The organism is Pantoea sp. EABMAA-21 (assembly GCF_030053335.1).
Classification (GTDB): domain Bacteria; phylum Pseudomonadota; class Gammaproteobacteria; order Enterobacterales; family Enterobacteriaceae; genus Pantoea; species Pantoea communis.
The window spans coordinates 1-24,912 of record NZ_JASGBX010000011.1 but is presented as its reverse complement, the minus strand read 5'-3'; the positions used below and the strand labels follow the sequence as shown (position 1 = coordinate 24,912).

The window sequence follows — 24,912 nt, the reverse complement described above, 5'->3', positions numbered from 1 at the left end:
TTTCACTTCAGCTCAATAGATAACCCAATGAGGTCAGCAATGGCAGCGGAAAAACTAGCGGTAACCCGGGAAACGTTCGATAACGTGATTTTGCCTGTTTATGCACCAGCGCAGTTCGTGCCGGTAAAGGGCAAGGGCAGCCGAGTCTGGGATCAGCAGGGCAAAGAGTATATCGACTTCTCCGGCGGTATCGCGGTGACTGCTTTAGGCCATTGCCACCCGGCGCTGGTGGAAACGCTGAAAACGCAGGGCGAAACCCTGTGGCACACCAGCAACGTGTTCACCAACGAACCGGCGCTGCGTCTGGCGAGCAAACTGATTGCAGCGACCTTTGCCGATCGCGTTTTCTTTGGCAACTCCGGCGCGGAAGCTAACGAAGCGGCCTTCAAGCTGGCGCGTTATTACGCCTGCAAAAAACACAGCCCGTTCAAAAGCAAAATCATCGCCTTCCACAACGCGTTCCACGGTCGTACCTTGTTTACCGTTTCCGTTGGCGGGCAGCCTAAATACTCCGACGGCTTTGGTCCAAAACCAGCGGATATCGTGCATGTACCGTTCAACGATCTGGATGCGGTGAAAGCGGTGATGGATGACCACACCTGCGCGATTGTCGTTGAACCGATTCAGGGCGAAGGCGGCGTGGTGGCGGCAACTCAAGAGTTCATGCAGGGCCTGCGTGCACTGTGCGATGAGCATAAAGCGCTGCTGGTGCTGGATGAAGTGCAGAGCGGCATGGGTCGTAGCGGTAAGCTGTTCAGCTACGAACATTACGGCATCAAGCCAGACATCATAACCACCGCCAAAGCGCTGGGCGGCGGATTCCCGGTGAGTGCGATGCTGACCACCAATGAAATCGCCTCAGTGATGGCGCCCGGCGTGCACGGCACCACTTACGGCGGCAACCCGCTGGCCTGTGCGATTGCTGAAACGGCTCTGGACATCATCAACACCCCTGAAGTGCTGGGTGGCGTTGAAGCCCGTCGTCAGCAGTTCGTTGAGGCACTGCAGGCGATTGACAGCAAATATAATCTTTTCAGTGAGATTCGCGGCAAAGGTTTGCTGATTGGCGCAGCGCTGAAGCCACAGCACGCCAGTAAAGCGCGCGATATCCTCAATGCCTCGGCAGCAGAAGGGTTGATGGTTCTGACCGCAGGCACTGATGTGATTCGTTTTGTGCCGTCACTGGTGATCGAGCCGACTGACATCGAAGAAGGCATGGCGCGTTTCGCCAAAGCGATTGAGAAAGTGCTGGCGGCGTAATCATCCTTTCGGACGTAAAACTTTCAGCCAGCGGCCGTGATGCGGTCGCTGGCTCCAGGCCAGTGAAGAGATGGTGTGCATCACATTCAGGTGTTGCAGGATGCGCTTCACATGCTGCTCGACAATCGTTACCGGCCCTTCATTCATATTCTCCGGCGCTTCCAGAATATTGCTGTCACTGCCTGGCCCGTCATACGCCAGTCGCTGCTGACAGCGCTGCAGCGCAATTTCACAGGATTGCAGATAGCGTTCCGCCAGCTTCGGCGTCAGCATGGTGTGCTCACGCGCCAGGATCGTCATCGCGTTAATATGCTCCACAATGAACTGGCTGTGGGTGACCCACATGCGCATATCTTTCAGGTACTGCGCGTTGAAGCCCGGTTCGCTCGATGCCTGATTCAGTGAGTTGAACAGTGCATTGTGCGCCTGATTGACCTTCATGCGCTGGTAAGCCAGCTTTTCAGGAGATTGCTCCGGCCCCAGCAACATCCGCAAGGCTTCCTGATAAGCCTCCAGCGCATCATGCGCGTTGCTGCGCAGTAATCCGCTCTGCCACTGTGGCCACAGCCAGATCATACCGGCAAAGGCGATCAGGCAGCCCATCAGGGTATCCATCATGCGCGGCAGCAGGAACTGCGCCCCGTTCAGCGACAACAGCTGGAGCGAATACACCGCCGTCACGGTGAAGCCAATCATCGACCAGCCGTAATACTTGCGCGTGACCAGATAGCTGGCGAGGGTGATGGCCAGCATAAACAGCAGGGTGATCGATTCGGGCACTTCGAGCCGTAGCGATCCTGCGGCGATCAGCAATCCGGCAAAGGTGCCCAGCGCACGGTGCTGAATGCGTACCCGTGTGGCGCTGTAGCCATTCTGGCTGACAAACATGATGGTCATCAGAATCCAATAAGGCTTGGGAATATTAAAGAACAGCGCCAGCGCACTGCCGAACATCAGCATCACCGAAATACGAGCCGCGGTGCGCAATGCAGCGGACTTGAGCGACAGATAGCTGCGCAGCGCCGGGAACAACGGCAAACGGCGCTGGCGATCGGCCATCAGGTCACGGGTGTATAACGGTTTCTGGGTGCGCAGCACGCGGGCGATGCGGCTGAAATGGTAATAGCAGAAGTTGCCCACCGGATTGTCGGGATGCTGGCGCGCAATTTTTTCCAGCGCGCCGAGCTGCTTTTCCATGTGGAAGCGATCGGGCAATTGATGATAGAGAATGGCATCGGCTAACAGGCGCAGACGCGCAGAGATGGTTTTGGCATTCCAGCGGATCACCGCTTCGGCGTGACTCTGCTCGACCAGCTTTTGCACTTCTTCCGGCTGGTGCAGGCTCACCGAGATGTGCTCCTGCAAATCAAGCGCCACCTGGAAAGCCCGCGTCAGGCGCTTGTGGCTGTTATCGCGGCTGGCAGAGAGCATGTGCATCTGCTGATAGCAGGTGGTGATCAGGTCAACGGCTTTTTGCTGACGCGCCAGCAGCGGCGGCAGCGCTTTCTCGGGATCGGTAAGCTGCGTCAACAGGGTGTATTTTGCATCGCAATAATCCGCCAGTTCCCGATATAGCAGACTGAGCGTTTCGCGCATCGGCTGCTCTTTCCACAGCCAAAACCAGAACCAGTTAAACAGGCCATACCATAGCGTGCCGCCGATATACAGCAGCGGCGGCACCCACATGGGCATGCGTCCTACCAGGCTGAGGCTAAAGATGGCAGCAATCAGCGTTGCGGGCAACAAGCGGCCGTGCAGCGGGCTGATTTCGCCGGTCACGCCAATCAGCAGCGGCAGCACAAACAGGATCAGCGGTAACGGAATGGCGTCACTGGTGAGAAATTGGATCAGGAAACTGGCGGTAGCAAACAGTGAGCCGCCAACAATCAGGCGTTTAAAGAAGCGCTTATGCGGTGTATCAAGACCCGCCATGTTGCAGCAGGCAGGCACTAAGGAGAACAGCAGGCCTTTTTGCAGATCGCCAAACAGCCAGCCTAGTGCCACAGGCAGGCACAGCACCAGCGTTTGCCGCAGTGCGTAGTTGACCTCAGGATGATAGATGATTCGGCGCCACATCAGCTCATCGCAAACAAAAACGGCGCGATGTTGCCATCACGCCGTGGGTGATAAGAAATTAGCGGGTGCCGTAGACGACGATGGTTTTACCGTGTGCGGAGATCAGGTTCTGATCTTCCAGCATTTTCAGGATACGACCCACGGTTTCGCGTGAGCAACCCACGATCTGACCAATCTCCTGACGGGTGATTTTGATTTGCATCCCGTCGGGGTGCGTCATCGCATCGGGTTGTTTCGCCAGATTAAGCAGTGTTTGCGCGATACGGCCCGTCACATCGAGGAAGGCAAGGTTGCCCACTTTCTCGGAAGTGACTTGCAGACGACGCGCCATTTGCGACGAAAGTCGCATTAAAATATCCGGGTTTACCTGAATCAGCTGACGGAATTTTTTGTAGGAAATTTCAGCCACTTCGCAGGCAGTCTTAGCACGTACCCAGGCACTACGTTCCTGGCCTTCTTCAAACAGGCCGAGTTCGCCAATGAAGTCTCCCTGATTGAGATAGGAGAGGATCATCTCTTTGCCTTCTTCATCTTTGATCAGAACCGCAACGGAACCTTTCACGATGTAGTACAGCGTTTCCGCTTTCTCACCCTGATGGATGAGCGTGCTTTTGGACGGATATTTGTGAATATGGCAATGGGACAGGAACCATTCGAGTGTAGGGTCTGTTTGCGGTTTGCCGAGAACCATTCGCTATTATCCTCTGTTGTAATCGTGCCCAAAACACAGGGGGCAGTTTTCCCTGTCAGGCGGTGTAATCGTCGAGCGTTTCCAGTAAAGGAAAATTATTTCCGGGTGATTCTTAAGCTACGCTTTTGATTCTTCCCGCCTTCGTCTGTGATGACGAAAATATTTTCAGCACTGTTTGTAGCACAGCTTTTGCAAGCTGTCTTCTGTTGTCTCGCTTCAGCAACAGGCGGAAGAGTCTGGATTGCTGTTTATCAAGTGAAAGCGTACTCTGGCGGCAAAACCGCCACTTCAGGAGAAAGAATAATGCAGGCACGAGTGAAATGGGTGGAAGGGCTGACCTTTCTCGGAGAATCCTCATCAGGCCATCAGGTATTAATGGACGGTAACTCGGGTGACAAAGCGCCAAGCCCGATGGAGATGGTTTTGATGGCAGCAGGCGGCTGTAGCGCGATTGACGTGGTATCGATCCTGCAAAAAGGCCGAAATGATGTGGCTGACTGCGAGGTGAAACTCACCTCCGAGCGCCGGGAAGAAGCGCCACGTATTTTTACGCAAATCAACCTGCATTTTATCGTTAGCGGCACAGCGCTAAGCGATAAAGCGGTGGCGCGGGCCGTCGATCTGTCGGCGGAGAAGTATTGCTCGGTGGCGATCATGCTCGGCAATAGTGTGAAAATGACGCACAGTTACGAAGTGATTGAGCGATAACATAAGTGGGCGGCCAAACGGCCGCCGCTACAGAATTTCTGGATTATTCAATCCGTTTACCTTCAATCAGCCGCTGCACCAGTGGCGTCATGATTAACTCCATTGCCAGCCCCATTTTGCCGCCCGGCACCACCAGGGTGTTCATATGCGAAATGAACGAGCCCTGGATCATCGCCAGCAGGTAAGGGTAAGCAATGCCTTCCAGTCCACGGAAGTGAATCACCACAAAGCTTTCATCGAGTGACGGAATTTCACGTGCGGCAAATGGGTTGGACGTATCCACCGTAGGTACACGCTGGAAGTTGATGTGGGTGCGCGAGAACTGCGGCGTGATGAAGTTGATATAATCCTCCATTGAACGCACCACTGAATCCATCACCGCTTCACGGGAATGGCCGCGCTCGCTGGTGTCGCGCACCAGCTTTTGAATCCACTCCAGATTGACAATCGGCACCACGCCGACCAGCAAATCGACATGCTCGGCGACGTTGTGCTGCTGTGTTACCACGCCACCGTGTAATCCTTCATAGAACAACACGTCAGTGTTTTCCGGCAGCGGCTGCCAGGGCGTAAAGGTGCCCGGCACCTGATTCCACGGCACCGCTTCGTCGTAGGTGTGCAGATATTTGCGCGATTCACCTAGCCCGGTTTTTCCGTAATGCTTAAACGTCTGTTCCAGCAGCCCGAAGTCATTGGCTTCCGGACCGAAGTAGCTAATATGACGGCCCAGATCGCGTGCCTTACGGATCGCCATATCCATTTCTGGACGGGTATAACGGTGAAAACTGTCACCTTCCACTTCCGCAGCATGCAGATTCAGCTGCTGGAAAATCTTACGGAAGGCGAGGCTGGTGGTCGTGGTACCGGCACCGCTGGAACCGGTCACGGCAATGATTGGATGCCTGGCTGACATAACAGAACTCCCTGTGAAGTCGGGCGATGAGCATTGTTACCACGAATTACTGCGCGGTGCATTAACCGCGAAACTCGCCTTTCGGCATAATGTTGACGGATTCATGCAGTTCCGACCACACCAGCACAACGTCTCCGCGCTCCAGCTGGCGGCGCACGTCGGCGACTTTCTGTTCCAGGCTGCGCTCCTGCTCACCATAGTCGGTGCCTTCGCGCAGCACGAAAGTTTCAATCAGGTTTTCCAGTGTTGCGACTTCAAGTTCTTGCCAGGGAATAATCACGATCACACATCCAGATAGGTTGAAAGCCAGTCAGGCACACGCTGTTCCAGCCACATTTTCGGCTTCATTAACGTACCGCCAACAAAGCCGACGTGCCCGCCTTGTTGTGTCAGCTGATATTCAATGGAAGCCGACAGTTGCGCCGGCTGCGGGATGACCGCATCGGTCATAAAGGGATCGTCTTTGGCATGGATGATCAGCAGCGGCTTGCGCACGCCCGTGAGCAGCGGCATAGCGCTGGCACGTTGATAATAGTCGTTGGCATCCAGAAAACCGTGCGCCCGTGCGGTAATCGCATCATCAAACTCACGAATGCGGCGAAATGCGCGCAGCTGGCTCAGTTCCACCGGTAGTGTGCCGGGCCAGGCCAGCAGTTTACGCGTAGCGTTCTGTTTCAGCTTGGTCAGTAAATAGTGCTGATAGAAACGAGAAAAGCCAGCATCGAGCTTTTCACTGCAGGGTTCGAGCGCAAAGGGTGCCGAGATGGCGACGGCGGCATCCACCGGCACATCATTCCCCTGCATGCCCAATAAATAGGCCAGCATATTGCCACCGAGTGAAACGCCCACTGCTGCAGTCGGCACCGTGCCCCATTCGCGTTGCAACCAGTGCAGGAAAAAGGTCGCATCTTCGGTTTCACCGGAATGATAGATGCGCTCCAGACGATTCGGCTCGCCGCTGCATCCACGAAAGTGCATCACCACCGCCAGCCAGCCACGCGCCTGACACGCCTGCATCAGGCCATGCGCATACGGGCTACGGAAACTGCCTTCCAGACCATGGAACATCACCATGCGCGGCTTGTGACGCGCCTGTGCCGGATCTTCGCTCCACGCGAGATCGACAAAATCGCCGTCTGGCAGGTCAAGTCGCTGCCAGTGCGGACGCAGGGTTACGCGCCGACGCAGTATGCGCGGCAGCAGGGTTTGCAGATGCGCGTTACTGAATCCGCGCAGCGGTGTAAATCGCTCGCCGTTCAGGCGATCAAAATAGCTAGGGTAAAGGCTTGTCTGATGCATAACTCGCTGATAGCTTCGATGGGTTGTCCGCTTTACTGGGTGAGGAGCACCCGAATATACATGGAACTGAGTCTTTTTTTATCAATGTTGGGTTTTCTTTGGGTCGCGGCCATCACGCCGGGGCCCAATAATATGTTACTTACCGCCTCAGGTGCTAATTTTGGCTTCCTGCGCACCATCCCGCTGCTCATTGGTATCATGATTGGTATGCAAGTCATGTTGCTGATGGTGGCATTTGGCATCGGTGGTTTGATCCTACTTTATCCCTCTCTGCATATGGTGCTGAAGATTGCCGGTAGCCTCTACCTGCTGTGGCTGGCGTGGAAAATTGCCACCGCGGAGTACGAGAAGCTGGAAACTGAAGATGCCAACGTCAAGCAGATGCCGTTCTGGCAGGGTGGCCTGCTACAGTTGATCAATCCAAAAGCCTGGCTGATGGCGTTGGGCGCGGTAGCCAGCTTTAGCCTGGCGGGCGATGCGTATCTGCATTCGGTGATCGCCATCAGTATCGGTATGGCGCTGGTCAATGTGGTATCCGGTGTTATCTGGATGGGATTTGGTTCGCTAATTGGCCGTCTGTTGCGCAGCCCGCGCGCGTGGAAAATCTTCAACCTGGCGATGGGTGCGCTCACTGCCGCCTGTGTACTGCTGATCTGGCGTTGAGTTAGCTGGAGGCGCGTTCAACGCGCTTCCAGGGTAACACCTCACGCACCACTTCACTGTGCGGCTGGCGGATGCGGTTCAGTAACAGCTGAACACTGCGTGCACCCAGCCGATTCATCGGTTGTTCGATGGTGGTCAGCGGTGGATTGAGGCTGCTGGTGAAGGGAATACCATCAAACCCCACGACAGCGAGATCTTCCGGAATGCGCAATCCGGCCTCCAGCGCGGCGTGAATCACGCCAACCGCCAGCACATCTGAGACCGCAAACACGGCGTCTGGTCGCTCCGGTCGTGCCAGCAGTTCACGCAGTGCGGCACTGCCCGCTTCACACGAAATGTTTTCCGCGTAAGCCACGCCACCCCAATTCAGTTCCAGCTGTTCCAGCGCTTCGCGATAGCCACTTTCACGCTGATGCGAGTAAAGATAGCGCATATCACAGTTAACCAATGCAATACGTCTGCGACCTTTGCTGGCCAGATAGCGCACGGTTTCAAACGCCGCTTCTTTATTATCAATGGTGACACTTGAGGCGGGAATGGCCGGATCGTATTCGGCGCATTGCACCCAGGGTGCGTCACCAATCAAACCTTTTAACTGCTGCAAGCAGGCGGCGGCATCCATGGTGATCACACCGTCAACCACTTTACCGCTTAACAACGCCAGATAAGCGGCTTCGCGTGGCAACTGTGAGGCCGAATTGCACAGCAAGATGTGATAACCCTGCGCTTCGGCTTCAGCTTCAATACCTTGCACCACACGTGAGCAGAAGGGATTAGTGATGTCTGAAATTAACACCAGCAACATATGGCTCTGGGCAGTACGCAGCTGGCGGGCCAGCAGGTTGGGCTGATAGTCACAGTGATTGATGGCCGCCAATACTTTCTCTCGCGTATCTGTACGCACGCCGGGATGCTGGTTCAACACCCGAGAAACCGTGGCTTTAGACACGCCAGCAAGACGGGCAACTTTCTCAATCGACATGGATTTCAGTACCGCCAGTAGAGGTGAAAAATCAGAAGCCTATCAATAGCACAGTCGCTATGTGAGCGTGTGACATATTTCCGTCTTTACGCCTTCTTTGCATTTGCGCATTTCGCATAGCGTTGCCCGATGTTGATCTAAGAACAGATTTTCATTAGGGATAATTTTTAATTCCTTTATGAAATTACAGCCGCTGGAGAAACTGCCATCACGACATAACATTGGGGTGAATGATGATGGCAGTAAAAAAAAAGATAACGGCAGTGGCGGCAGCATTGGCCCTGATGGCATTCCAGGCACAGGCGGTCAACGTCACCGTGGCATATCAAACCTCGGCGGAACCGGCCAAAGTGGCGCAGGCCGATAACACCTTCGCCAAAGAAAGTGGCGCGACGGTCGACTGGCGCAAGTTTGATAGCGGTGCCAGCGTGCTGCGGGCATTGGCTTCCGGTGATGTGCAAATCGGTAATATCGGGTCCAGCCCGCTGGCAGTGGCGGCAACACAGCAGTTGCCCATCGAAGCTTTCTTACTGGCATCACAGCTTGGCAATTCCGAAGCGCTGGTGGTCAAAAAATCCATCACCAGTCCCAGGGATCTGATTGGCAAACGCATCGCCGTGCCCTTCATCTCCACCACCCATTACAGCCTGCTGTCAGCGCTCAAACATTGGGGCATCAAGCCATCGCAGGTGCAGTTAGTGAATCTGCAACCGCCAGCCATTATTGCAGCGTGGAAACGCGGTGATATCGACGGCGCGTACGTCTGGTCACCGGCGGTAAACGAGCTGGAAAAGGATGGCACGGTGTTAACCGACTCTTCTCAGGTGGGCAAATGGGGATCGCCAACGCTGGATGTGTGGGTGGTGCGCAAAGATTTCGCTCAGCAGCACCCTGACGTGGTTACCGCTTTCGCGCGCAGTGCGATTGAGGCACAGCAAGCCTACATTGCGAATCCAGAACAGTGGCTCAAGCAGCCCGACAATCTCAGCAAACTGGCGCGCCTGAGTGGCGTACCGGAAAGCGATGTGCCGGTTCTGGTGCAAGGCAATACCTACCTGACCGCACAGCAGCAGGTGGAACAGCTGGGCAAGCCAGTGAACAAAGCCATTGTTGATACCGCGCGCTTCCTGAAAGAGCAGGGCAAAGTGCCGGATGCCGCTAATGATTACAGCAGCTTTGTCACCACGCGCTTTGTCGCGCCTTTGGCGAAATAACGGAGGCCGTATGCTCAGCATCACCAATCTGAATGCACGTTACGCCGGACAACCCGCGCTGCAGGATATCAACCTGCAGCTGGAACAACGCGACCTGCTGGTGGTGCTGGGACCGTCAGGCTGTGGCAAAACCACCTTACTGAACTTGATCGCCGGATTCCTGCCGCTGGAGTCAGGCAGTATCACGCTGGATGGCAAAGCGGTAAATGGACCGGGCGCAGAACGTGGCGTGGTGTTTCAGAACGAAGGGCTACTGCCGTGGCGTAACGTGATCGATAACGTGGCGTTTGGCTTGCAGCTGGCGGGAATGGACAAGGCTGAACGCCACACCATTGCTCGCCGTTTAATCCGCAAAGTCGGACTGGAAGGGGCAGAAAAGCGTTTTGTCTGGCAGCTCTCTGGGGGGCAACGTCAGCGCGTGGGGATTGCGCGTGCGCTGGCGGCTGATCCTCAGTTGCTGCTGTTAGATGAGCCGTTTGGTGCGCTGGATGCCTTTACACGCGAACAGATGCAAACCCTGCTGCTGACGCTGTGGCGTGATACCGGCAAACAGATTCTGTTGATTACCCACGATATTGAAGAAGCGGTGTTTCTTGCCAGCGAACTGGTGCTGCTGTCGCCGGGGCCAGGCCGTGTGGTGGAGCGCATCAAACTCGACTTCGGTCAGCGCTTCGCTGCGGGTGAACCGTGCCGCAGTATCAAATCCGACCCGGCCTTTATCGAGCGTCGTGAATATGTGCTGAATCAGGTCTTTTCCCAACGGGAGGCGTTTGTATGAGCGCGGTGATTGATGAGAAAACCCAGACTCGCCGACGCACGTTGCGCTGGCCTTTTTCACCGCAGTTTTCTCTGAGCTTGCTGAGTGTAGCCGTGCTGCTGCTGGTGTGGTGGAGCGTGACGGCGCTCAATTTGGTGGCACCGCTATTTCTGCCGCCGCCCCAGCAGGTGCTGCAAAAGCTGCTGCTGATCGCCAGCCCGCAAGGCTTTATGGATGCGACCCTATGGCAGCACTTGGGCGCCAGCCTGACGCGCATGCTGGTGGCGCTGTTCTTCGCTGCGTTGATTGGCATCCCGGTGGGGATTGCAATGGGCCTAAGTCCCGCGATTAGGGGGCTGCTCGATCCGCTGATTGAACTCTATCGTCCGGTGCCGCCGCTCGCCTATTTGCCGCTGATGGTGATTTGGTTCGGTATCGGTGAGACCTCAAAAATTTTACTGATTTATTTGGCGATCTTCGCGCCGGTTACGCTGTCGACGTTGGTGGGTGTGAAGAATGCTCAGCAGGTGCGGATTCGCGCTGCGCAGGCACTAGGCGCCACGCGCTGGCAACTGCTGTGCTTTGTCATCCTGCCGGGCGCATTGCCTGAAATCCTTACCGGTTTACGCATTGGCCTCGGCGTGGGTTGGTCGACGCTGGTGGCCGCCGAACTGATTGCTGCCACGCGCGGACTGGGATTTATGGTGCAGTCGGCGGGCGAGTTCCTTGCCACCGATGTGGTGCTGGCCGGAATCGCCGTAATTGCCTTGATCGCTTTTAGCTTAGAACTGGGTCTGCGCGCTTTGCAGCGCCGATTAACGCCCTGGAATGGAGAACAGCAATGAACGAACGTATCACTTTTACCGCGCTGGGCCCGCATATCGGTGCGCAGGTTAGCGACCTCGATCTCAGCCGCCCGTTAAGCGACGCGCAGTTTGAGCAGCTTTATCATGGTCTGCTGCGCCATCAGGTGTTGTTCCTGCGCAATCAGGTGATCACGCCGGAACAGCAGCGCGCTTTGGCGATCCGCTTCGGTGATCTGCACATCCATCCGGTGTATCCGCATGCGGAGGGGGTGGAAGAAATTATCGTGCTGGATACCCATCAGGATAATCCACCGGATAACGATAACTGGCACACCGATGTGACCTTTATTGAAACGCCGCCGGCGATTGCGATTTTAGCGTCTAAGCTGCTGCCGGAAAGCGGTGGCGATACGTTGTGGTCAACGGGTATTGCGGCCTATGAAGCGTTGTCCGAACCGTTTAAGCAACTGCTGAGCGGCTTGCAGGCGGAGCATGATTTTAAGAAGTCGTTCCAGGAGTATAAGTACCGCAAGACGGAAGAAGAGCATCAGCGCTGGCAGCAAGCGGTCGCCAAACATCCGCCGGTGCAGCATCCGGTGATTCGTACCCATCCGGTGAGCGGGCGCAAGGCGCTGTTTGTCAATGAAGGCTTCACGACGCGTTTACTGGGATTGAGTGAGAAGGAGAGCGAAGCACTGCTGAATTTCCTGTTCTGGCACACGGCAAAACCGGAGTTTCAGGTGCGCTGGCGCTGGCAGGAGAATGATGTGGCTATTTGGGATAACCGCGTCACGCAGCATTATGCGAATGCCGATTACTATCCGGCGCGGCGAGTAATGCATCGGGCGACGGTGTTAGGGGATGTTCCGTTTTAAAAGAGTGCAATGGTTAACCAGGTCGGCCTAAATGCCGACCTGTCGGCAGAAGTTGAACAAGAATACCGGACTTACAACAGACGCTGAGCATCCACGAAATCCGCACCAGACATACTTGCCTGACAGCAGAAGCTGAACAAGAATGCTGGCCTTCCAGAGATGCGAACCCTGCCTGCTGATCTTACAGCAGGCACTCACCCTGCAGGGGCAGCATGGATGCTGAACACTAACTCGCCAGCATTTGCTCCAGTTGTTCCTGGGCATCCAGCCAGGCCATTTCAACGTCTTCCAGCGCCGATTTGCTTTCAGCCTGACGTTGCAGCGCCGAGGTTAAATCGGCCTTACGGCTCTGATCGTAAATTGCACTGTCTGACAGCATCGCTTCCGCTTCGCGGAGCTGGCTCTGCCACTTCGCCATCTGCTTCTCTAACTTCTCGATCTCTTTACGCAACGGCTGGGTTTGCGCGCGCAGTTCAGCATCGCGGCGTTTCTGATCTTTACGAGACTGGGCGCTGTTGGCGTTATCCTGCTTCGGTGCAGCATCCTGCTGGGCTTGCTGCTTTTGCAGATCGCTCAACCACTGCTGGTAATCATCGAGATCGCCTTCAAACACATCGACTTTGCGGTCATGCACCAGATAGAGATCGTCGGTGGTGGATCGTAGTAAATGACGGTCATGCGAAACCACCACCAGCGCACCCTCGAAATCAATCAGCGCTTCGGTCAATGCCTGACGCATGTCGAGATCAAGGTGGTTGGTCGGTTCATCGAGTAGCAGCAGATTTGGACGTTGCCAGACGATCAGTGCCAGCACCAGTCGCGCTTTTTCACCGCCTGAGAAACGTTCAGTGATTTCACTGACTTTATCACCCTGGAAACCGAAGCCGCCGAGATAATCACGCAGCTGTTGTTCCAGCGTTTGTGGCGCAATACGGGCCAAATGCTGCAATGGCGATTCATCGGCGCGCAGGTATTCAAGTTGATGCTGAGCGAAGTAGCCAAGCTTGATGCCTTTTGCCAGGCCAACTTTGCCATCCAGCGCTTCAATTTCACCGGCCAGCAGTTTGATCAGCGTTGATTTACCCGCACCGTTACGGCCGAGTAGACCAATGCGTGAACCCGGTACCAGATTCAGTTTGATGGCATCAAGAATGATGCGTTCGCCATAACCCGCCGTGACTTTCTCCATTTTCAGTAATGGATTGGGCAGGCTCTCTGGTGCGCGAAAGCTGAAGCTGAACGGGTTATCGACGTGAGCCGGGGCAATTAACTCCATGCGCTCCAGCATCTTGATACGGCTCTGCGCCTGTTTGGCTTTAGTGGCCTGGGCGCGGAAGCGATCGATGTACTTTTGCAGGTGCTGTACTTTTTCCTGCTGGCTCTGGAACAACGCCTGCTGCTGCGCCAGTTTGGCGACGCGCTGGCGCTCGAACGAGCTGTAGTTGCCGGTGTATTCGAACATCGTCTGCTGTTCGATATGAATGATTTTATCCACCACCGGATCAAGGAAGTCACGGTCATGCGAGATGAGGATCAGCGTGCCTTCATAGCTTTTCAACCAGCGCTCTAGCCAGATAACAGCGTCAAGATCGAGGTGGTTAGTCGGTTCATCAAGTAGCAGCAGATCGGATCGGCACACCAACGCTTGCGCAAGGTTAAGGCGCATACGCCAGCCACCGGAGAAATCACTCACCGGCCGCATTAATTGTTCCTGGCTAAAGCCCAATCCGTGCAGCAGGCTGGAGGCGCGAGCATGTATGCTCCACGCCTGAATTGCATCCAGCTTGCCATGCAGCAGAGCGATGGCGTTGCCGTCATCCCTGGCGTTAGCATCAGCTAATTCGGATTCAAGCTGACGATATTCGCGGTCGCCGTCGATAACATATTCCAGCGCGGCTTTAGTGAGGGCCGGGGTTTCCTGGTTCACCCATGCCAGCGCCCAGTTACCTGGAAAAGTGAAATTGCCTGCATCACTGCTAATTTCACCCTTCAGGAGCGACAGCAGCGTGGATTTTCCACAGCCGTTCTTACCCACCAAACCGACTTTTTGGCCGGGATTAATGGTGGCTGTTGCGTTGTCCAGCAGCACGTTAGTGCCGCGGCGTATTTGTAATGCGGAAAAGACAATCATAAGCGCCGTATCGTCAGAATATGTTAATTTATCGGCAACATAATTCAATAATGGTTAGTTGCGTCGAGCATGGTAGCGGAATTCCGTTGCGGTGACGACGCTTTGGAGGGGAACGATGTCGCAGCCACCCAAAATTTTGCTGCTTTACGCCCATCCGGAAACACAGGATTCGATTGCTAATCGGGTTTTGCTGCAGTCGGCTATGGAACTGGACCACGTCACGGTGCACGATTTATACGCCCACTATCCGGATTTTTTCATTGATATTCATTACGAGCAGCAGCTGCTGCGCGAACACCAAATCATCGTTTTCCAGCATCCGTTGTATACCTACAGCTGCCCGGCTTTGCTGAAAGAGTGGCTGGATCGCGTGTTGTCGCGTGGGTTTGCCAGCGGCCAGGACGGGAATGCGCTGGAGGGCAAGTACTGGCGCAGCGTGGTGACCACCGGAGAACCGGAAACCGCGTATCACCATAACGGCCTGAATCGTTATCCGATGAGCGACATCATGCGTCCGTTTGAGCTGACGGCGCAGATGTGTCGTATGCACTGGATGACGCCGATGGTGATCTATTGGGCTCGCCGCCAGACACCGGAAGTGATGCGCAATTATGCGCGCGCCTACCGTGACTGGCTCTCGTCACCATTGCCGCAGGGAGTGATGTGATGGAAGGTCAAACGTTACTCACTGCCGGAGTGATTTATCTGGTGGCCGCTGTGGTTGTGGTGCCGATTGCGGCCCGACTAGGCATTGGTGCCGTGCTGGGTTATCTGGTGGCGGGTATTGCTATCGGCCCGTGGGGACTCGGGTTTATTAGTGACGTCGATGAGATTCTGCACTTCTCCGAACTCGGCGTGGTGTTCCTGATGTTCATCATCGGGCTGGAGTTGAATCCCGCCAAGCTTTGGGCGTTAAGACGTTCAATCTTTGGTGTGGGCGCTGCGCAGGTATTGGTTTCTACCGCGATTCTCGGTGTGCTGCTGTGGCTGACCAACTTTAGCTGGCAAGCCGCGGTGATCGGCGGGATTGGCCTGGCAATGTCTTCGACGGCTATGGCACTGCAATTGATGCGCGATAAAGGCATGAATCGTAGCGAAGCGGGACAACTCGGCTTCTCGGTGCTGCTGTTCCAGGATCTGGCTGTCATCCCCGCATTAGCCCTCGTGCCGCTGCTGGCCGGTGGCGACAGTGGCCATGTTGACTGGCTGAAAGTGGGCATGAAGGTGCTGGCGTTTGCTGTCATGCTGGTGGGTGGCCGTTATCTGCTGCGTCCGATTTTCCGCTTTATCGCCGCTTCCGGTGTGCGTGAAGTGTTCACGGCGGCTTCATTATTACTGGTGCTGGGCTCGGCGCTGTTTATGGATATGTTAGGGCTGTCGATGGCCCTCGGCACCTTTATCGCCGGGATCCTGCTGGCCGAGAGTGAATATCGGCACGAGCTGGAAGTGGCGATCGAACCCTTCAAAGGGTTGCTGCTCGGGCTGTTCTTTATTTCCGTCGGCATGGCGCTGAATTTGGGCGTGCTCTATACCCATATCGCGGAGATTATCCTTGGCGTAGTAATTCTCGTGGCGGTCAAGACGCTGGTGCTCTATGTGCTGGGCCGTATTTATGGTTTACGCAGTTCCGAGCGCCTGCAGTTTGCCGGGGTGCTTAGCCAGGGCGGTGAATTTGCTTTTGTGCTGTTTTCAGCGGCCTCGTCGGCCAAACTGTTTAGCGGCGATCAATTACCACTGTTGCTGGTGACGGTGACGCTGTCGATGATGACCACACCGCTGTTGATGCAGGGGGTGGATAAAATTCTCGCACGTCGGTTCAATGAGCCCGATGATGACAATGAGAAGCCGTTTGTCGAAGATGATCAGCCGCAGGTCATTGTGGTTGGCTTTGGTCGTTTTGGTCAGGTGGTGGGCCGCTTGCTGATGGCTAACAATAAGCGTATTACGGTGCTGGAGCGTGACATCTCGGCTGTCAGCCTGATGCGCAAATATGGCTATAAGGTTTACTACGGCGATGCCACTGAGCTTGAGTTACTGCGTGCTGCCGGTGCGGAGAATGCACAATCCATTGTGATTACCTGCAATGATCCGGAAGATTCGATGTCCATCGTTCACCTTTGCCAGCAGCACTTCCCGCAGCTGGAAATTCTGGCGCGTGCGCGTGGCCGTGTGGAAGCCCATGAATTACTGCAAGCGGGCGTAACGTTGTTCTCGCGTGAAACCTTCTCCAGTGCGCTGGAGTTAGGGCGCAAGACGCTGATCTCATTGGGGATGCATCCACATCAGGCACAGCGCGCGCAGCAGCATTTCCGTCGCCTCGATATGCGCATGCTGCGTGAACTGGTACCCAGTCATGATGACAGTGCGCAGGTTTCACGCGTGCGTGAAGCTCGTCGTGAGTTAGAAGACATCTTCCAGCGCGAAATGCAGCATGAAAAACGCCAGATTGACGGTTGGGATGACGAGTAGGACTACACTTAACATATCCGTTGCTTAATAGCGGGCAGGAAAGAGTATGCGTAAACGTTTTATTGCTGGTGCGGTATGTCCGCAATGTCAGGAAAAAGACACGCTGGCGTTGTGGCGTGAGAACAATGTCGAAGTGGTGGAGTGCGTTCAATGCGGCCACCAGATGCGCGAAGCGGATAAACAAGTTCGCGATAAGGTGCGCAGCAATGAGCAAGTGATTGGCATTTTTCATCCTGAGTAGCGGAATGGCGCAGCTTTTTTTAAGCATAAACTTACAGCGGGATTGAATTCCGCTACAATCGGCGCCATTAACGCTGAGCAGTATGCAGCAACACATTTGTTGGCATCCTCAGTCTTGAACCTTTCTGGTTGGTTATTGCACGCAAAATAGACCAATGAGACGGGATCTCAGTTCTCAACGGTTAGGAGATATCATGAAAGTAGCAAAAGACCTGGTGGTGAGCCTGGCGTATCAGGTTCGTACCGAAGACGGTGTGTTGGTTGACGAGTCACCGGTGAGTGCACCGTTGGACTATCTGCACGGTCATGGTTCCCTGATTTCTGGTCTGGAAAAAGCGCTGGAAAATCACGCGGTTGGCGATAAGTTTGATGTGCATATTCCGGCAAACGACGCTTACGGTCAGTACGATGACAACCTGGTGCAGCGTGTACCAAAAGACGTGTTCATGGGCGTCGATGAACTGCAGGTTGGCATGCGCTTCCTGGCAGAAACCGATCAGGGTCCAGTGCCGGTTGAAATCACTGAAGTGGAAGACGAGCACGTTGTGGTTGATGGTAACCACATGCTGGCGGGTCAGAACCTGAACTTCAACGTGGAAGTGGTAGCGATCCGTGAAGCAACGGAAGAAGAAATCGCACACGGCCATGTACATGGTGCAGATGGTCATCATCATGACCACGATCACGACCATGGTCACGATCACGGCCAGGGCGGTTGTGGTACTGGCGGTTGCGGTTGCAGCCACTAAGTTCTGCATTGAACAACAAAAGGCCACCTTCAGGTGGCCTTTTGCTTTAATAGTGCGGTGGTGGCGTCTCTTCGGACTGCGAAGCAATCGGTGAAGGTGTCGCTGCTTTCACTTTATCCACTAATAAACGTACCTGTTCGCGCATACGACTCATCTCCAGTTCATGTTGAGTCACCGTCAGATTGAGCTGATCGATGGTGTGCTCCTGAAATGCCAGTTTGCTCTCCAGCGCCTCAAGGCGTTGTTCCCACTCTTCATGCTGCATCATTTCTTCTCCTGTCACGGTGCTGCGCCTGGCGCGTATCGGGCGTGATTCTACGGTCTTTAGCGGCAGAATCACCCGATTTTTAACCTTTATGGGGCTTTGCGGTTGAAATCAGCGCTAATGCCTTCATCTCTGGTGAAACTTCCTGATGCAAAAAAGGTCGGATGTTAAGCGGGTAATTACGTTGTGGGAGTGTTCGCCGCTGCCACGTAAAGTTATAGTGTGGGCCACTGTCCGCAATGATTCCCGAGGTTTAGATGCTTCGGTTTTGGAGAAAGGATGAAATCACTGTTTAAAGTCACATTGTTAGCTACCACCATGGCCATTGCGCTGAATGCACCGCTGGCAATGGCAGCTGAAACCGCTGCGGCTCCGGCTGACGCTGCTCAGGCAGCACCGCAGGCACCGAAAAATGCTGCCTTCAAAAACGAAGACCAGCAGTCAGCTTATGCGCTGGGTGCTTCTTTGGGTCGCTACATGGACAACTCTCTGAAGGAACAAGAGAAACTGGGCATCAAACTGGACAAAGATCAGTTGATCGCAGGTGTTCAGGATGCATTCGGTGGCAAGAGCAAGCTGTCTGATCAAGAAATCGAGCAGACACTGCAAGCCTTCGAAGGCCGCGTGAAAGGTGCTGCACAGGCGAAGATGGAAAAGGACGCGAAAGAGAACTCTGACAAGGGTGCCGCTTACGCTGATAAATTCGCCAAAGAAAAAGGCGTGAAGAAAACTGAATCTGGCTTGCTGTATCAGGTTGAGAAAGAAGGCACCGGTGACGCACCTAAAGACAGCGACACCGTCGTCGTGAACTATAAAGGTACGCTGATCGACGGTACCGAGTTCGATAACTCTTACACCCGTGGCGAGCCACTGTCATTCCGTCTCGACGGCGTGATCCCAGGCTGGACCGAAGGTCTTAAGCACGTGAAGAAAGGCGGCAAGATCAAGCTGGTGATCCCACCGAACCTGGCTTACGGTAAAAATGGCGTTCCGGGCATTCCGGCCAACTCAACGCTGGTATTTGATGTTGAGCTGCTGGATATCAAGCCAGCGCCAAAAGCGGATGAGAAAGCACAGGCTCCGGCCGCTGCTGATAAGAAAGCGCAGTAATCTGCTTGCGCTTCTGACGCCGCCTCCGGGCGGCGTTTTTATTTGTCCGCCAGACTTGAGCTGCGCTGGCTGTGCTCGCCATCCTCACTCATGCTCAGGGCATGAACCAACTTGCCGTCTTGCAGCAACCCAAATTGTTTAGGGGAATGAGTAAAGCTCTGGCTAAACATCCCGACATTTGCCAGACTAGCGCCTGCACAACTATCACAATATGAGTCTGCCCCAAAGCTGTCGAGACAGGCTCCAGCCATTTAGGGTAATGTCTTCGATGTCTAATCCATTCAATCCCGGTGAACTGACTGACTTCGATTTACTGGAGCAACGTCCGTTCGAGCAAGCCGATTACGATATTCTCAAATCTTACGAAGCCGTCGTTGATGGCCTCGCGATGCTGATCGGCTCGCACTGCGAAATCGTGCTGCACTCGCTGGAAGATTTGAAATGCTCCGCCGTGCGCATCGCCAACGGTGAACATACCGGCCGTAAAGTGGGCTCGCCGATTACCGATTTGGCACTGCGCATGCTGCACGATATGCATGGCGCTGACAGCAATGTGTCCCGTGCTTACTTCACGCGCGCTAAGAGCGGCGTGCTGATGAAATCGGTCACCATCGCGATTCGCAATCGTCAGCAGCGCGTGATTGGCCTGCTGTGTATTAACATGAACCTTGATGTGCCGTTCTCGCAGATTATGTCGACCTTTATGCCGCCGGAAATGCAGCAGGTAGATTCCAACGTCAACTTTGCCAGCTCAGTCGAAGACCTGGTGATGCAAACGCTGGAATTTACCATTGAGGAAGTGAGCAACGACCGCAATGTGTCGAACAACGCCAAGAATCGCCAGATTGTGCTCAACCTGTACGAGAAGGGAATTTTTGATATCAAGGATGCGATTAACCAGGTGGCCGATCGTCTCAATATTTCCAAACACACGGTTTATCTCTACATCCGCCAGTTCAAAAGTGGAGACTTCCAGGGGCAGGATCGCTAATGCGCTATACCTTGCTGGTAACGGGGCCAGCGTACGGTACGCAGAATGCCAGTAGTGCATTGCTGTTTGCTCGTGCGTTGCTCAAAGCAGGGCACCAGTTGGAAAGTGTTTTCTTTTATAGAGAAGGCGTGCTGAATGCCAATCAGCTCACTTCACCTGCCAGCGATGAAGTCGATGTGGTGCGCGCATGGCAGCAACTGCGCGAAGAGAGTGGTGCCGCGCTAAATATTTGCGTGGCTGCCGCATTGCGCCGTGGCGTGACGGATGAGCAGGAAGCGACGCGCTTGCAACTGGTGGGCAGTAATTTGCAGCCTGGTTTTGAACTGAGCGGCTTAGGTGCGCTGGCAGAAGCCGCGTTGAGCTGTGATCGTTTGGTGCAATTCTGATGAATCGTGTGGCATTTCTTTTCACTCAGGCACCCCACGGCAGCAGCGCGGGCAGGGAAGGGCTGGATGCGGTGCTGGCCACTGGCGCGCTCAGCGAAGACATTGGACTGTTCTTTATTGGCGATGGCGTACTGCAACTGCAACGCGCACAGCAGCCTGAGCAGATTTTGGCTCGCAACTATATCGCGACGTTCGGCGTGCTCGATCTCTACGACATCGACCAGTGTTTCGCCTGCCGAGAGTCACTTGATGCGCGCGGGCAAAGCTTGACGGCTGAACGCGTGATGACGGCTGAAGTGCTGGATGCCGCGACACTGCGCCAGAAACTCGCCACTTATCATCGAATCCTTCGTTTCTGAGAATCCAACATGCTCTACACGCTGCTGCAATCACCCTGGCAATGCGATATCGATAGCCTGTTACTGCTGATGCAGAAGGGCGACGACTTGCTGCTAATGCAGGATGGCGTCACGGCCGCGCTTGAGGGCAGCCAGATGTTCATCAAGCTGCAAGCCTCTCCGGCCGCGCTTTGGGTTCTTGAGGAAGATGTGGTCGCGCGTGGGTTGGTTGAGCAAATTTCGACCAAAGTAGCACGTTTGGACTATACTGGTTTCGTTGCGATGACGGTGAAGCACCAACAACAAGTGGCCTGGTAGCAAGGAAAACCTGGTTATTTCTTGACACCCTTTTGACACAGCCCTAAAATTCTGCCTCCTCGTAGTAATACGAGGCGATTTATTACGTGTTTACGAAGCAAAAAGCTAAATCCCAGGAGCTATTTAATGGCAACAGTTAACCAGCTGGTTCGCAAACCACGCGTACGCAAAGTTGCAAAGAGCAACGTGCCTGCGCTGGAAGCTTGCCCGCAGAAACGTGGTGTTTGTACTCGTGTGTACACCACTACCCCTAAAAAACCAAACTCAGCACTGCGTAAAGTTTGCCGTGTGCGTTTGACTAACGGTTTTGAAGTTACCTCCTACATCGGCGGTGAAGGTCATAACCTCCAGGAACACTCAGTGATCCTGATTCGTGGCGGTCGTGTTAAAGACTTGCCAGGTGTGCGTTACCACACCGTTCGCGGCGCGCTTGACTGCTCAGGTGTTAAAGACCGTAAGCAGTCACGCTCCAAGTACGGCGTGAAGAAGCCAAAGGCTTAATGGTTCTCCGTTAAGTAAGGCCAAACATTTTCACTTTAATGTCAAAATAAACTCATAGAGTTTTGGACAATCCTGAATTAACAACGGAGTATTTCCATGCCACGTCGTCGCGTCATTGGTCAGCGTAAAATCCTGCCAGATCCTAAGTTCGGATCAGAATTGCTGGCTAAATTTGTAAACATCCTGATGGTAGATGGTAAAAAATCTACTGCAGAATCTATCGTCTATACCGCACTTGATACCCTGGCTCAACGTGCAGGTAAAGATGGTCTGGAAGCTTTTGAAGTTGCACTCGAAAACGTACGTCCGACTGTAGAAGTTAAGTCACGTCGCGTTGGTGGTTCAACCTACCAGGTTCCAGTTGAAGTCCGTCCGGTTCGTCGTAATGCTCTGGCAATGCGTTGGATCGTTGAAGCTGCTCGTAAACGCGGTGATAAATCAATGGCTCTTCGCCTGGCGAACGAACTTTCTGACGCTGCAGAGAACAAAGGTACTGCAGTTAAGAAACGTGAAGACGTTCACCGTATGGCTGAAGCCAACAAGGCGTTCGCACACTACCGCTGGTAACAGCCACGTAGTTGTTATTAACCCAGCGGGCGTCCCAGTGGCTTACCTGCTGGGCTTTTTTAACTTAGAACGTCTCAGAATCAGAGGAATCAAATGGCTCGTAAAACACCCATTGAGCGCTATCGTAACATCGGTATCAGTGCTCACATCGACGCCGGTAAAACTACCACTACCGAACGTGTTCTGTTCTACACCGGTGTAAACCACAAGATCGGTGAAGTGCATGACGGCGCCGCAACCATGGACTGGATGGAGCAGGAACAGGAACGTGGTATTACCATCACTTCCGCTGCAACCACCTGTTACTGGTCAGGTATGGCTAAGCAGTTCGAGCCACACCACGTCAACATCATTGACACCCCGGGACACGTTGACTTCACCATCGAAGTTGAGCGTTCTATGCGTGTGCTTGATGGCGCAGTAATGGTTTACTGTGCGGTTGGTGGTGTTCAGCCACAGTCTGAAACCGTATGGCGCCAGGCTAACAAATATAAAGTTCCACGCATCGCGTTCGTTAACAAAATGGACCGCATGGGTGCTAACTTCCTGAAAGTTGTTGATCAGATGAAAACGCGCCTGGGTGCAAACCCGGTTCCGCTTCAGCTGGCAATCGGCGCAGAAGAGAAATTCACCGGTGTTGTTGACCTGGTGAAAATGAAAGCCATCAACTGGAACGATGAAGATCAGGGCGTTACCTTCGTTTACGAAGATATCCCAGCTGATATGCAGGAACTGGCTGATGAATGGCGTGCGAATCTGGTTGAAGCCGCTGCAGAAGGTTCTGATGAGCTGATGGAGAAATTCTTCGGCGGTGAAGAGCTGACTGAAGAAGAGATCAAAACTTCTCTGCGTAAGCGCGTGCTGAAAAACGAAATCATCCTGGTTACCTGTGGTTCTGCATTTAAGAACAAAGGTGTTCAGGCGATGCTGGATGCGGTAGTTGAATACCTGCCAGCACCGACTGACGTTACCGCGATCAACGGTATGCTGGACGACGGTAAAGACACGCCGGCTGAGCGTCATTCTGACGACAACGAGCCGTTTGCTGCTCTGGCGTTCAAAATCGCAACCGACCCGTTTGTGGGTAACCTGACCTTCTTCCGCGTTTACTCTGGTGTTGTTAACACCGGTGACACCGTGTTCAACCCGGTTAAGTCAAACCGTGAGCGTCTGGGCCGTATCGTTCAGATGCACGCTAACAAACGTGAAGAGATCAAAGAAGTTCGTGCGGGCGACATCGCAGCTGCGATCGGCCTGAAAGATGTGACCACTGGTGACACCCTGTGTGATCCAGAAAATGTCATCATTCTTGAGCGCATGGAATTCCCAGAGCCAGTAATCTCTATCGCCGTTGAGCCGAAAACCAAAGCTGACCAGGAAAAAATGGGTCTGGCTCTGGGTCGTCTGGCAAAAGAGGATCCATCTTTCCGCGTATGGACTGATGAAGAATCTAACCAGACCATCATCGCGGGTATGGGTGAGCTGCACCTCGACATCATCGTTGACCGTATGAAGCGTGAGTTCAACGTTGAAGCGAACGTCGGTAAACCACAGGTTGCTTATCGCGAAGCGATTCGCGCTAAAATCACCGATGTTGAAGGTAAACACGCTAAGCAGTCTGGTGGTCGTGGTCAGTACGGTCATGTTGTTATCGACATGTACCCACTGGAGCCGGGTTCTAACCCTAAAGGTTACGAATTCGTCAACGACATCAAGGGTGGTGTGATTCCAACTGAATACATCCCTGCGGTTGATAAAGGTATCCAGGAGCAGCTGAAGTCTGGTCCACTGGCCGGTTACCCGGTAGTAGATCTGGGTGTTCGTCTGCACTTCGGTTCTTACCATGACGTTGACTCCTCTGAGCTGGCGTTTAAACTGGCCGCTTCTTTAGCCTTCAAAGATGGCTTTAAGAAAGCACAGCCCGTTCTGCTTGAGCCGATCATGAAGGTTGAAGTAGAGACTCCGGAAGAGAACACCGGTGACGTTATCGGTGACCTTAGCCGTCGTCGTGGTATGCTCAAAGGACAGGAATCTAACGCTACTGGCGTTCAGATCCATGCTGAAGTTCCACTGTCTGAAATGTTCGGATATGCAACCCAGCTGCGTTCTCTGACCAAAGGCCGTGCTTCTTACTCCATGGAGTTCCTGAAGTACGATGATGCGCCGAACAACGTCGCTCAGGCCGTTATTGAAGCTCGTAGCAAATAAGCTACGGTTTAAAAATTGTGAACTGATGCCTTCATGACTCATGAAGGCACAACGTAAGGAATTATCGCCATGGCGAAAGAGCAATTTCAGCGTAACAAACTGCACGTAAACGTTGGCACCATCGGTCACGTTGACCATGGTAAAACCACTCTGACTGCAGCTATCACCACCGTTCTGGCTAAAACCTACGGCGGCTCTGCTAAAGCGTTCGATCAGATCGATAACGCACCAGAAGAGAAAGCTCGTGGTATCACCATCAACACTTCACACGTTGAATATGAAACCCCGACTCGCCACTACGCGCACGTTGACTGCCCAGGCCACGCCGACTATGTGAAAAACATGATCACCGGTGCTGCGCAGATGGACGGCGCGATCCTGGTTGTTGCTGCGAC

28 protein-coding genes are annotated in these 24,912 nt (G+C 54.1%); 20 read left to right on the top strand and 8 right to left on the bottom strand.

Annotation, left to right across the window (positions count from 1 at the left end; all coding sequences use genetic code 11):
- Positions 1-39: 39 nt before the first annotated feature.
- Positions 40-1,260 (top strand): bifunctional acetylornithine/succinyldiaminopimelate transaminase, encoded by a 1,221-nt coding sequence (gene argD, locus QMZ65_RS16365; protein ID WP_160834621.1) that lies wholly within the window; start codon positions 40-42, stop codon positions 1,258-1,260.
- Here the strand turns inward: argD and QMZ65_RS16360 are convergent, their stop codons facing one another.
- Both QMZ65_RS16360 and crp read right to left on the bottom strand, forming a co-directional pair.
- Complete coding sequence (locus QMZ65_RS16360; protein ID WP_097119699.1) at positions 1,261-3,336, bottom strand: YccS/YhfK family putative transporter; 2,076 nt, start codon at positions 3,334-3,336, stop codon at positions 1,261-1,263.
- Between the two features lie 58 nt (positions 3,337-3,394).
- Positions 3,395-4,027, bottom strand: coding sequence for a cAMP-activated global transcriptional regulator CRP (crp, locus tag QMZ65_RS16355; protein ID WP_000242758.1), 633 nt, complete (start codon positions 4,025-4,027; stop codon positions 3,395-3,397).
- A gap of 303 nt (positions 4,028-4,330) precedes the next feature.
- On the opposite strand from crp, the gene QMZ65_RS16350 reads away from it, so the two are divergent.
- Entirely contained in the window at positions 4,331-4,735 is a 405-nt protein-coding gene (locus tag QMZ65_RS16350) for an OsmC family protein (RefSeq protein ID WP_034819576.1), read from the top strand.
- Between the two features lie 43 nt (positions 4,736-4,778).
- Here QMZ65_RS16350 and QMZ65_RS16345 read toward each other — a convergent pair whose 3' ends face one another.
- The 3 genes from QMZ65_RS16345 to QMZ65_RS16335 all read right to left on the bottom strand — a co-directional run bounded on the left by QMZ65_RS16345 (position 4,779) and on the right by QMZ65_RS16335 (position 6,947).
- Positions 4,779-5,648, bottom strand: coding sequence for a phosphoribulokinase (locus QMZ65_RS16345; protein ID WP_034819573.1), 870 nt, complete (start codon positions 5,646-5,648; stop codon positions 4,779-4,781).
- Between the two features lie 61 nt (positions 5,649-5,709).
- On the bottom strand, positions 5,710-5,928 hold the full coding sequence (locus tag QMZ65_RS16340; RefSeq protein ID WP_034820041.1) for a YheU family protein: 219 nt from the start codon (positions 5,926-5,928) through the stop codon (positions 5,710-5,712).
- 2 nt (positions 5,929-5,930) lie between these two features.
- Positions 5,931-6,947, bottom strand: a complete 1,017-nt coding sequence (locus QMZ65_RS16335; RefSeq protein ID WP_097119698.1) for a hydrolase — start codon at positions 6,945-6,947, stop codon at positions 5,931-5,933.
- Between the two features lie 60 nt (positions 6,948-7,007).
- On the opposite strand from QMZ65_RS16335, the gene QMZ65_RS16330 reads away from it, so the two are divergent.
- A complete protein-coding gene (locus QMZ65_RS16330; RefSeq protein ID WP_283216358.1) occupies positions 7,008-7,610 on the top strand; it encodes a LysE family translocator in 603 nt (200 codons plus the stop codon).
- Between the two features lies 1 nt (position 7,611).
- On the opposite strand, the gene QMZ65_RS16325 is transcribed toward QMZ65_RS16330, so the two are convergent.
- Positions 7,612-8,592, bottom strand: coding sequence for a LacI family DNA-binding transcriptional regulator (locus QMZ65_RS16325; RefSeq protein WP_160834617.1), 981 nt, complete (start codon positions 8,590-8,592; stop codon positions 7,612-7,614).
- 233 nt (positions 8,593-8,825) lie between these two features.
- On the opposite strand from QMZ65_RS16325, the gene tauA reads away from it, so the two are divergent.
- Genes tauA through tauD form a run of 4 tightly spaced genes read left to right on the top strand, consistent with a single transcriptional unit; the run spans position 8,826 to position 12,244 of the window.
- Positions 8,826-9,806 (top strand): taurine ABC transporter substrate-binding protein, encoded by a 981-nt coding sequence (tauA, locus tag QMZ65_RS16320; protein WP_502921533.1) that lies wholly within the window; start codon positions 8,826-8,828, stop codon positions 9,804-9,806.
- Between the two features lie 10 nt (positions 9,807-9,816).
- Positions 9,817-10,584 carry a taurine ABC transporter ATP-binding subunit gene (tauB, locus tag QMZ65_RS16315; protein WP_097119696.1) on the top strand — a complete coding sequence of 256 codons (768 nt, stop codon included), beginning with the start codon at positions 9,817-9,819 and terminating at the stop codon, positions 10,582-10,584.
- Positions 10,581-11,408: a taurine ABC transporter permease TauC gene (tauC, locus tag QMZ65_RS16310; RefSeq protein ID WP_283216356.1), complete on the top strand. Its 828-nt coding sequence runs from the start codon at positions 10,581-10,583 to the stop codon at positions 11,406-11,408. Before tauB ends, tauC begins: the two co-directional genes overlap by 4 nt.
- On the top strand, positions 11,405-12,244 hold the full coding sequence (gene tauD / locus QMZ65_RS16305; protein WP_097119695.1) for a taurine dioxygenase: 840 nt from the start codon (positions 11,405-11,407) through the stop codon (positions 12,242-12,244). The genes tauC and tauD overlap by 4 nt, the downstream gene beginning before the upstream one ends.
- Positions 12,245-12,470: 226 nt before the next feature.
- On the opposite strand, the gene QMZ65_RS16300 is transcribed toward tauD, so the two are convergent.
- The gene (locus tag QMZ65_RS16300) at positions 12,471-14,375 is read right to left on the bottom strand and encodes an ABC transporter ATP-binding protein (protein ID WP_097119694.1); all 1,905 of its coding nucleotides are present in this window, start codon (positions 14,373-14,375) and stop codon (positions 12,471-12,473) included.
- 115 nt (positions 14,376-14,490) lie between these two features.
- Here QMZ65_RS16300 and kefG point away from each other — a divergent pair, with 115 nt between their 5' ends.
- The 4 genes from kefG to slyD all read left to right on the top strand — a co-directional run bounded on the left by kefG (position 14,491) and on the right by slyD (position 17,833).
- Complete coding sequence (gene kefG, locus QMZ65_RS16295) at positions 14,491-15,042, top strand: glutathione-regulated potassium-efflux system ancillary protein KefG (RefSeq protein ID WP_034830789.1); 552 nt, start codon at positions 14,491-14,493, stop codon at positions 15,040-15,042.
- The gene (gene kefB, locus QMZ65_RS16290) at positions 15,042-16,844 is read left to right on the top strand and encodes a glutathione-regulated potassium-efflux system protein KefB (RefSeq protein ID WP_283216355.1); all 1,803 of its coding nucleotides are present in this window, start codon (positions 15,042-15,044) and stop codon (positions 16,842-16,844) included. Before kefG ends, kefB begins: the two co-directional genes overlap by 1 nt.
- Before the next feature lie 46 nt (positions 16,845-16,890).
- Positions 16,891-17,085: a YheV family putative zinc ribbon protein gene (locus QMZ65_RS16285; RefSeq protein WP_034830784.1), complete on the top strand. Its 195-nt coding sequence runs from the start codon at positions 16,891-16,893 to the stop codon at positions 17,083-17,085.
- A gap of 193 nt (positions 17,086-17,278) precedes the next feature.
- Positions 17,279-17,833: a peptidylprolyl isomerase gene (gene slyD, locus QMZ65_RS16280; protein ID WP_034830781.1), complete on the top strand. Its 555-nt coding sequence runs from the start codon at positions 17,279-17,281 to the stop codon at positions 17,831-17,833.
- Positions 17,834-17,879: 46 nt separating this feature from the next.
- Here the strand turns inward: slyD and QMZ65_RS16275 are convergent, their stop codons facing one another.
- Positions 17,880-18,098, bottom strand: coding sequence for a SlyX family protein (locus QMZ65_RS16275; RefSeq protein WP_034830802.1), 219 nt, complete (start codon positions 18,096-18,098; stop codon positions 17,880-17,882).
- A gap of 279 nt (positions 18,099-18,377) precedes the next feature.
- Here QMZ65_RS16275 and fkpA point away from each other — a divergent pair, with 279 nt between their 5' ends.
- The 9 genes from fkpA to QMZ65_RS16230 all read left to right on the top strand — a co-directional run.
- Positions 18,378-19,208: an FKBP-type peptidyl-prolyl cis-trans isomerase gene (gene fkpA / locus QMZ65_RS16270; protein ID WP_045833796.1), complete on the top strand. Its 831-nt coding sequence runs from the start codon at positions 18,378-18,380 to the stop codon at positions 19,206-19,208.
- Positions 19,209-19,476: 268 nt separating this feature from the next.
- Positions 19,477-20,199 carry a helix-turn-helix transcriptional regulator gene (locus tag QMZ65_RS16265; protein ID WP_034830776.1) on the top strand — a complete coding sequence of 241 codons (723 nt, stop codon included), beginning with the start codon at positions 19,477-19,479 and terminating at the stop codon, positions 20,197-20,199.
- Positions 20,199-20,585 (top strand): sulfurtransferase complex subunit TusD, encoded by a 387-nt coding sequence (tusD, locus tag QMZ65_RS16260; RefSeq protein ID WP_058960611.1) that lies wholly within the window; start codon positions 20,199-20,201, stop codon positions 20,583-20,585. The genes QMZ65_RS16265 and tusD overlap by 1 nt, the downstream gene beginning before the upstream one ends.
- On the top strand, positions 20,585-20,944 hold the full coding sequence (tusC, locus tag QMZ65_RS16255; protein ID WP_034830771.1) for a sulfurtransferase complex subunit TusC: 360 nt from the start codon (positions 20,585-20,587) through the stop codon (positions 20,942-20,944). The genes tusD and tusC overlap by 1 nt, the downstream gene beginning before the upstream one ends.
- Positions 20,945-20,953: 9 nt before the next feature.
- Entirely contained in the window at positions 20,954-21,241 is a 288-nt protein-coding gene (gene tusB, locus QMZ65_RS16250) for a sulfurtransferase complex subunit TusB (RefSeq protein ID WP_211729249.1), read from the top strand.
- A gap of 126 nt (positions 21,242-21,367) precedes the next feature.
- On the top strand, positions 21,368-21,742 hold the full coding sequence (gene rpsL / locus QMZ65_RS16245; protein ID WP_006120575.1) for a 30S ribosomal protein S12: 375 nt from the start codon (positions 21,368-21,370) through the stop codon (positions 21,740-21,742).
- A gap of 96 nt (positions 21,743-21,838) precedes the next feature.
- A complete protein-coding gene (gene rpsG, locus QMZ65_RS16240; RefSeq protein WP_007886246.1) occupies positions 21,839-22,309 on the top strand; it encodes a 30S ribosomal protein S7 in 471 nt (156 codons plus the stop codon).
- A 93-nt stretch (positions 22,310-22,402) separates the two neighbouring features.
- On the top strand, positions 22,403-24,517 hold the full coding sequence (fusA, locus tag QMZ65_RS16235) for an elongation factor G (RefSeq protein WP_034830766.1): 2,115 nt from the start codon (positions 22,403-22,405) through the stop codon (positions 24,515-24,517).
- Positions 24,518-24,586: 69 nt separating this feature from the next.
- A partial coding sequence (locus QMZ65_RS16230) for a GTP-binding protein (RefSeq protein WP_249221757.1) occupies positions 24,587-24,912 on the top strand: 326 nt, incomplete at its 3' end.

Bases quoted from the DNA above. Each gene is read 5' to 3' on its own strand.
- argD (WP_160834621.1), top strand. From the start codon at position 40: ATGGCAGCGGAAAAACTAGCGGTAACCCGGGAAACGTTCGATAACGTG.
- QMZ65_RS16360 (WP_097119699.1), bottom strand. From the start codon at position 3,336: ATGTGGCGCCGAATCATCTATCATCCTGAGGTCAACTACGCACTGCGG.
- crp (WP_000242758.1), bottom strand. From the start codon at position 4,027: ATGGTTCTCGGCAAACCGCAAACAGACCCTACACTCGAATGGTTCCTG.
- QMZ65_RS16350 (WP_034819576.1), top strand. From the start codon at position 4,331: ATGCAGGCACGAGTGAAATGGGTGGAAGGGCTGACCTTTCTCGGAGAA.
- QMZ65_RS16345 (WP_034819573.1), bottom strand. From the start codon at position 5,648: ATGTCAGCCAGGCATCCAATCATTGCCGTGACCGGTTCCAGCGGTGCC.
- QMZ65_RS16335 (WP_097119698.1), bottom strand. From the start codon at position 6,947: ATGCATCAGACAAGCCTTTACCCTAGCTATTTTGATCGCCTGAACGGC.
- QMZ65_RS16330 (WP_283216358.1), top strand. From the start codon at position 7,008: ATGGAACTGAGTCTTTTTTTATCAATGTTGGGTTTTCTTTGGGTCGCG.
- QMZ65_RS16325 (WP_160834617.1), bottom strand. From the start codon at position 8,592: ATGTCGATTGAGAAAGTTGCCCGTCTTGCTGGCGTGTCTAAAGCCACG.
- tauA (WP_502921533.1), top strand. From the start codon at position 8,826: ATGATGGCAGTAAAAAAAAAGATAACGGCAGTGGCGGCAGCATTGGCC.
- tauB (WP_097119696.1), top strand. From the start codon at position 9,817: ATGCTCAGCATCACCAATCTGAATGCACGTTACGCCGGACAACCCGCG.
- tauC (WP_283216356.1), top strand. From the start codon at position 10,581: ATGAGCGCGGTGATTGATGAGAAAACCCAGACTCGCCGACGCACGTTG.
- tauD (WP_097119695.1), top strand. From the start codon at position 11,405: ATGAACGAACGTATCACTTTTACCGCGCTGGGCCCGCATATCGGTGCG.
- QMZ65_RS16300 (WP_097119694.1), bottom strand. From the start codon at position 14,375: ATGATTGTCTTTTCCGCATTACAAATACGCCGCGGCACTAACGTGCTG.
- kefG (WP_034830789.1), top strand. From the start codon at position 14,491: ATGTCGCAGCCACCCAAAATTTTGCTGCTTTACGCCCATCCGGAAACA.
- kefB (WP_283216355.1), top strand. From the start codon at position 15,042: ATGGAAGGTCAAACGTTACTCACTGCCGGAGTGATTTATCTGGTGGCC.
- QMZ65_RS16285 (WP_034830784.1), top strand. From the start codon at position 16,891: ATGCGTAAACGTTTTATTGCTGGTGCGGTATGTCCGCAATGTCAGGAA.
- slyD (WP_034830781.1), top strand. From the start codon at position 17,279: ATGAAAGTAGCAAAAGACCTGGTGGTGAGCCTGGCGTATCAGGTTCGT.
- QMZ65_RS16275 (WP_034830802.1), bottom strand. From the start codon at position 18,098: ATGCAGCATGAAGAGTGGGAACAACGCCTTGAGGCGCTGGAGAGCAAA.
- fkpA (WP_045833796.1), top strand. From the start codon at position 18,378: ATGAAATCACTGTTTAAAGTCACATTGTTAGCTACCACCATGGCCATT.
- QMZ65_RS16265 (WP_034830776.1), top strand. From the start codon at position 19,477: ATGTCTAATCCATTCAATCCCGGTGAACTGACTGACTTCGATTTACTG.
- tusD (WP_058960611.1), top strand. From the start codon at position 20,199: ATGCGCTATACCTTGCTGGTAACGGGGCCAGCGTACGGTACGCAGAAT.
- tusC (WP_034830771.1), top strand. From the start codon at position 20,585: ATGAATCGTGTGGCATTTCTTTTCACTCAGGCACCCCACGGCAGCAGC.
- tusB (WP_211729249.1), top strand. From the start codon at position 20,954: ATGCTCTACACGCTGCTGCAATCACCCTGGCAATGCGATATCGATAGC.
- rpsL (WP_006120575.1), top strand. From the start codon at position 21,368: ATGGCAACAGTTAACCAGCTGGTTCGCAAACCACGCGTACGCAAAGTT.
- rpsG (WP_007886246.1), top strand. From the start codon at position 21,839: ATGCCACGTCGTCGCGTCATTGGTCAGCGTAAAATCCTGCCAGATCCT.
- fusA (WP_034830766.1), top strand. From the start codon at position 22,403: ATGGCTCGTAAAACACCCATTGAGCGCTATCGTAACATCGGTATCAGT.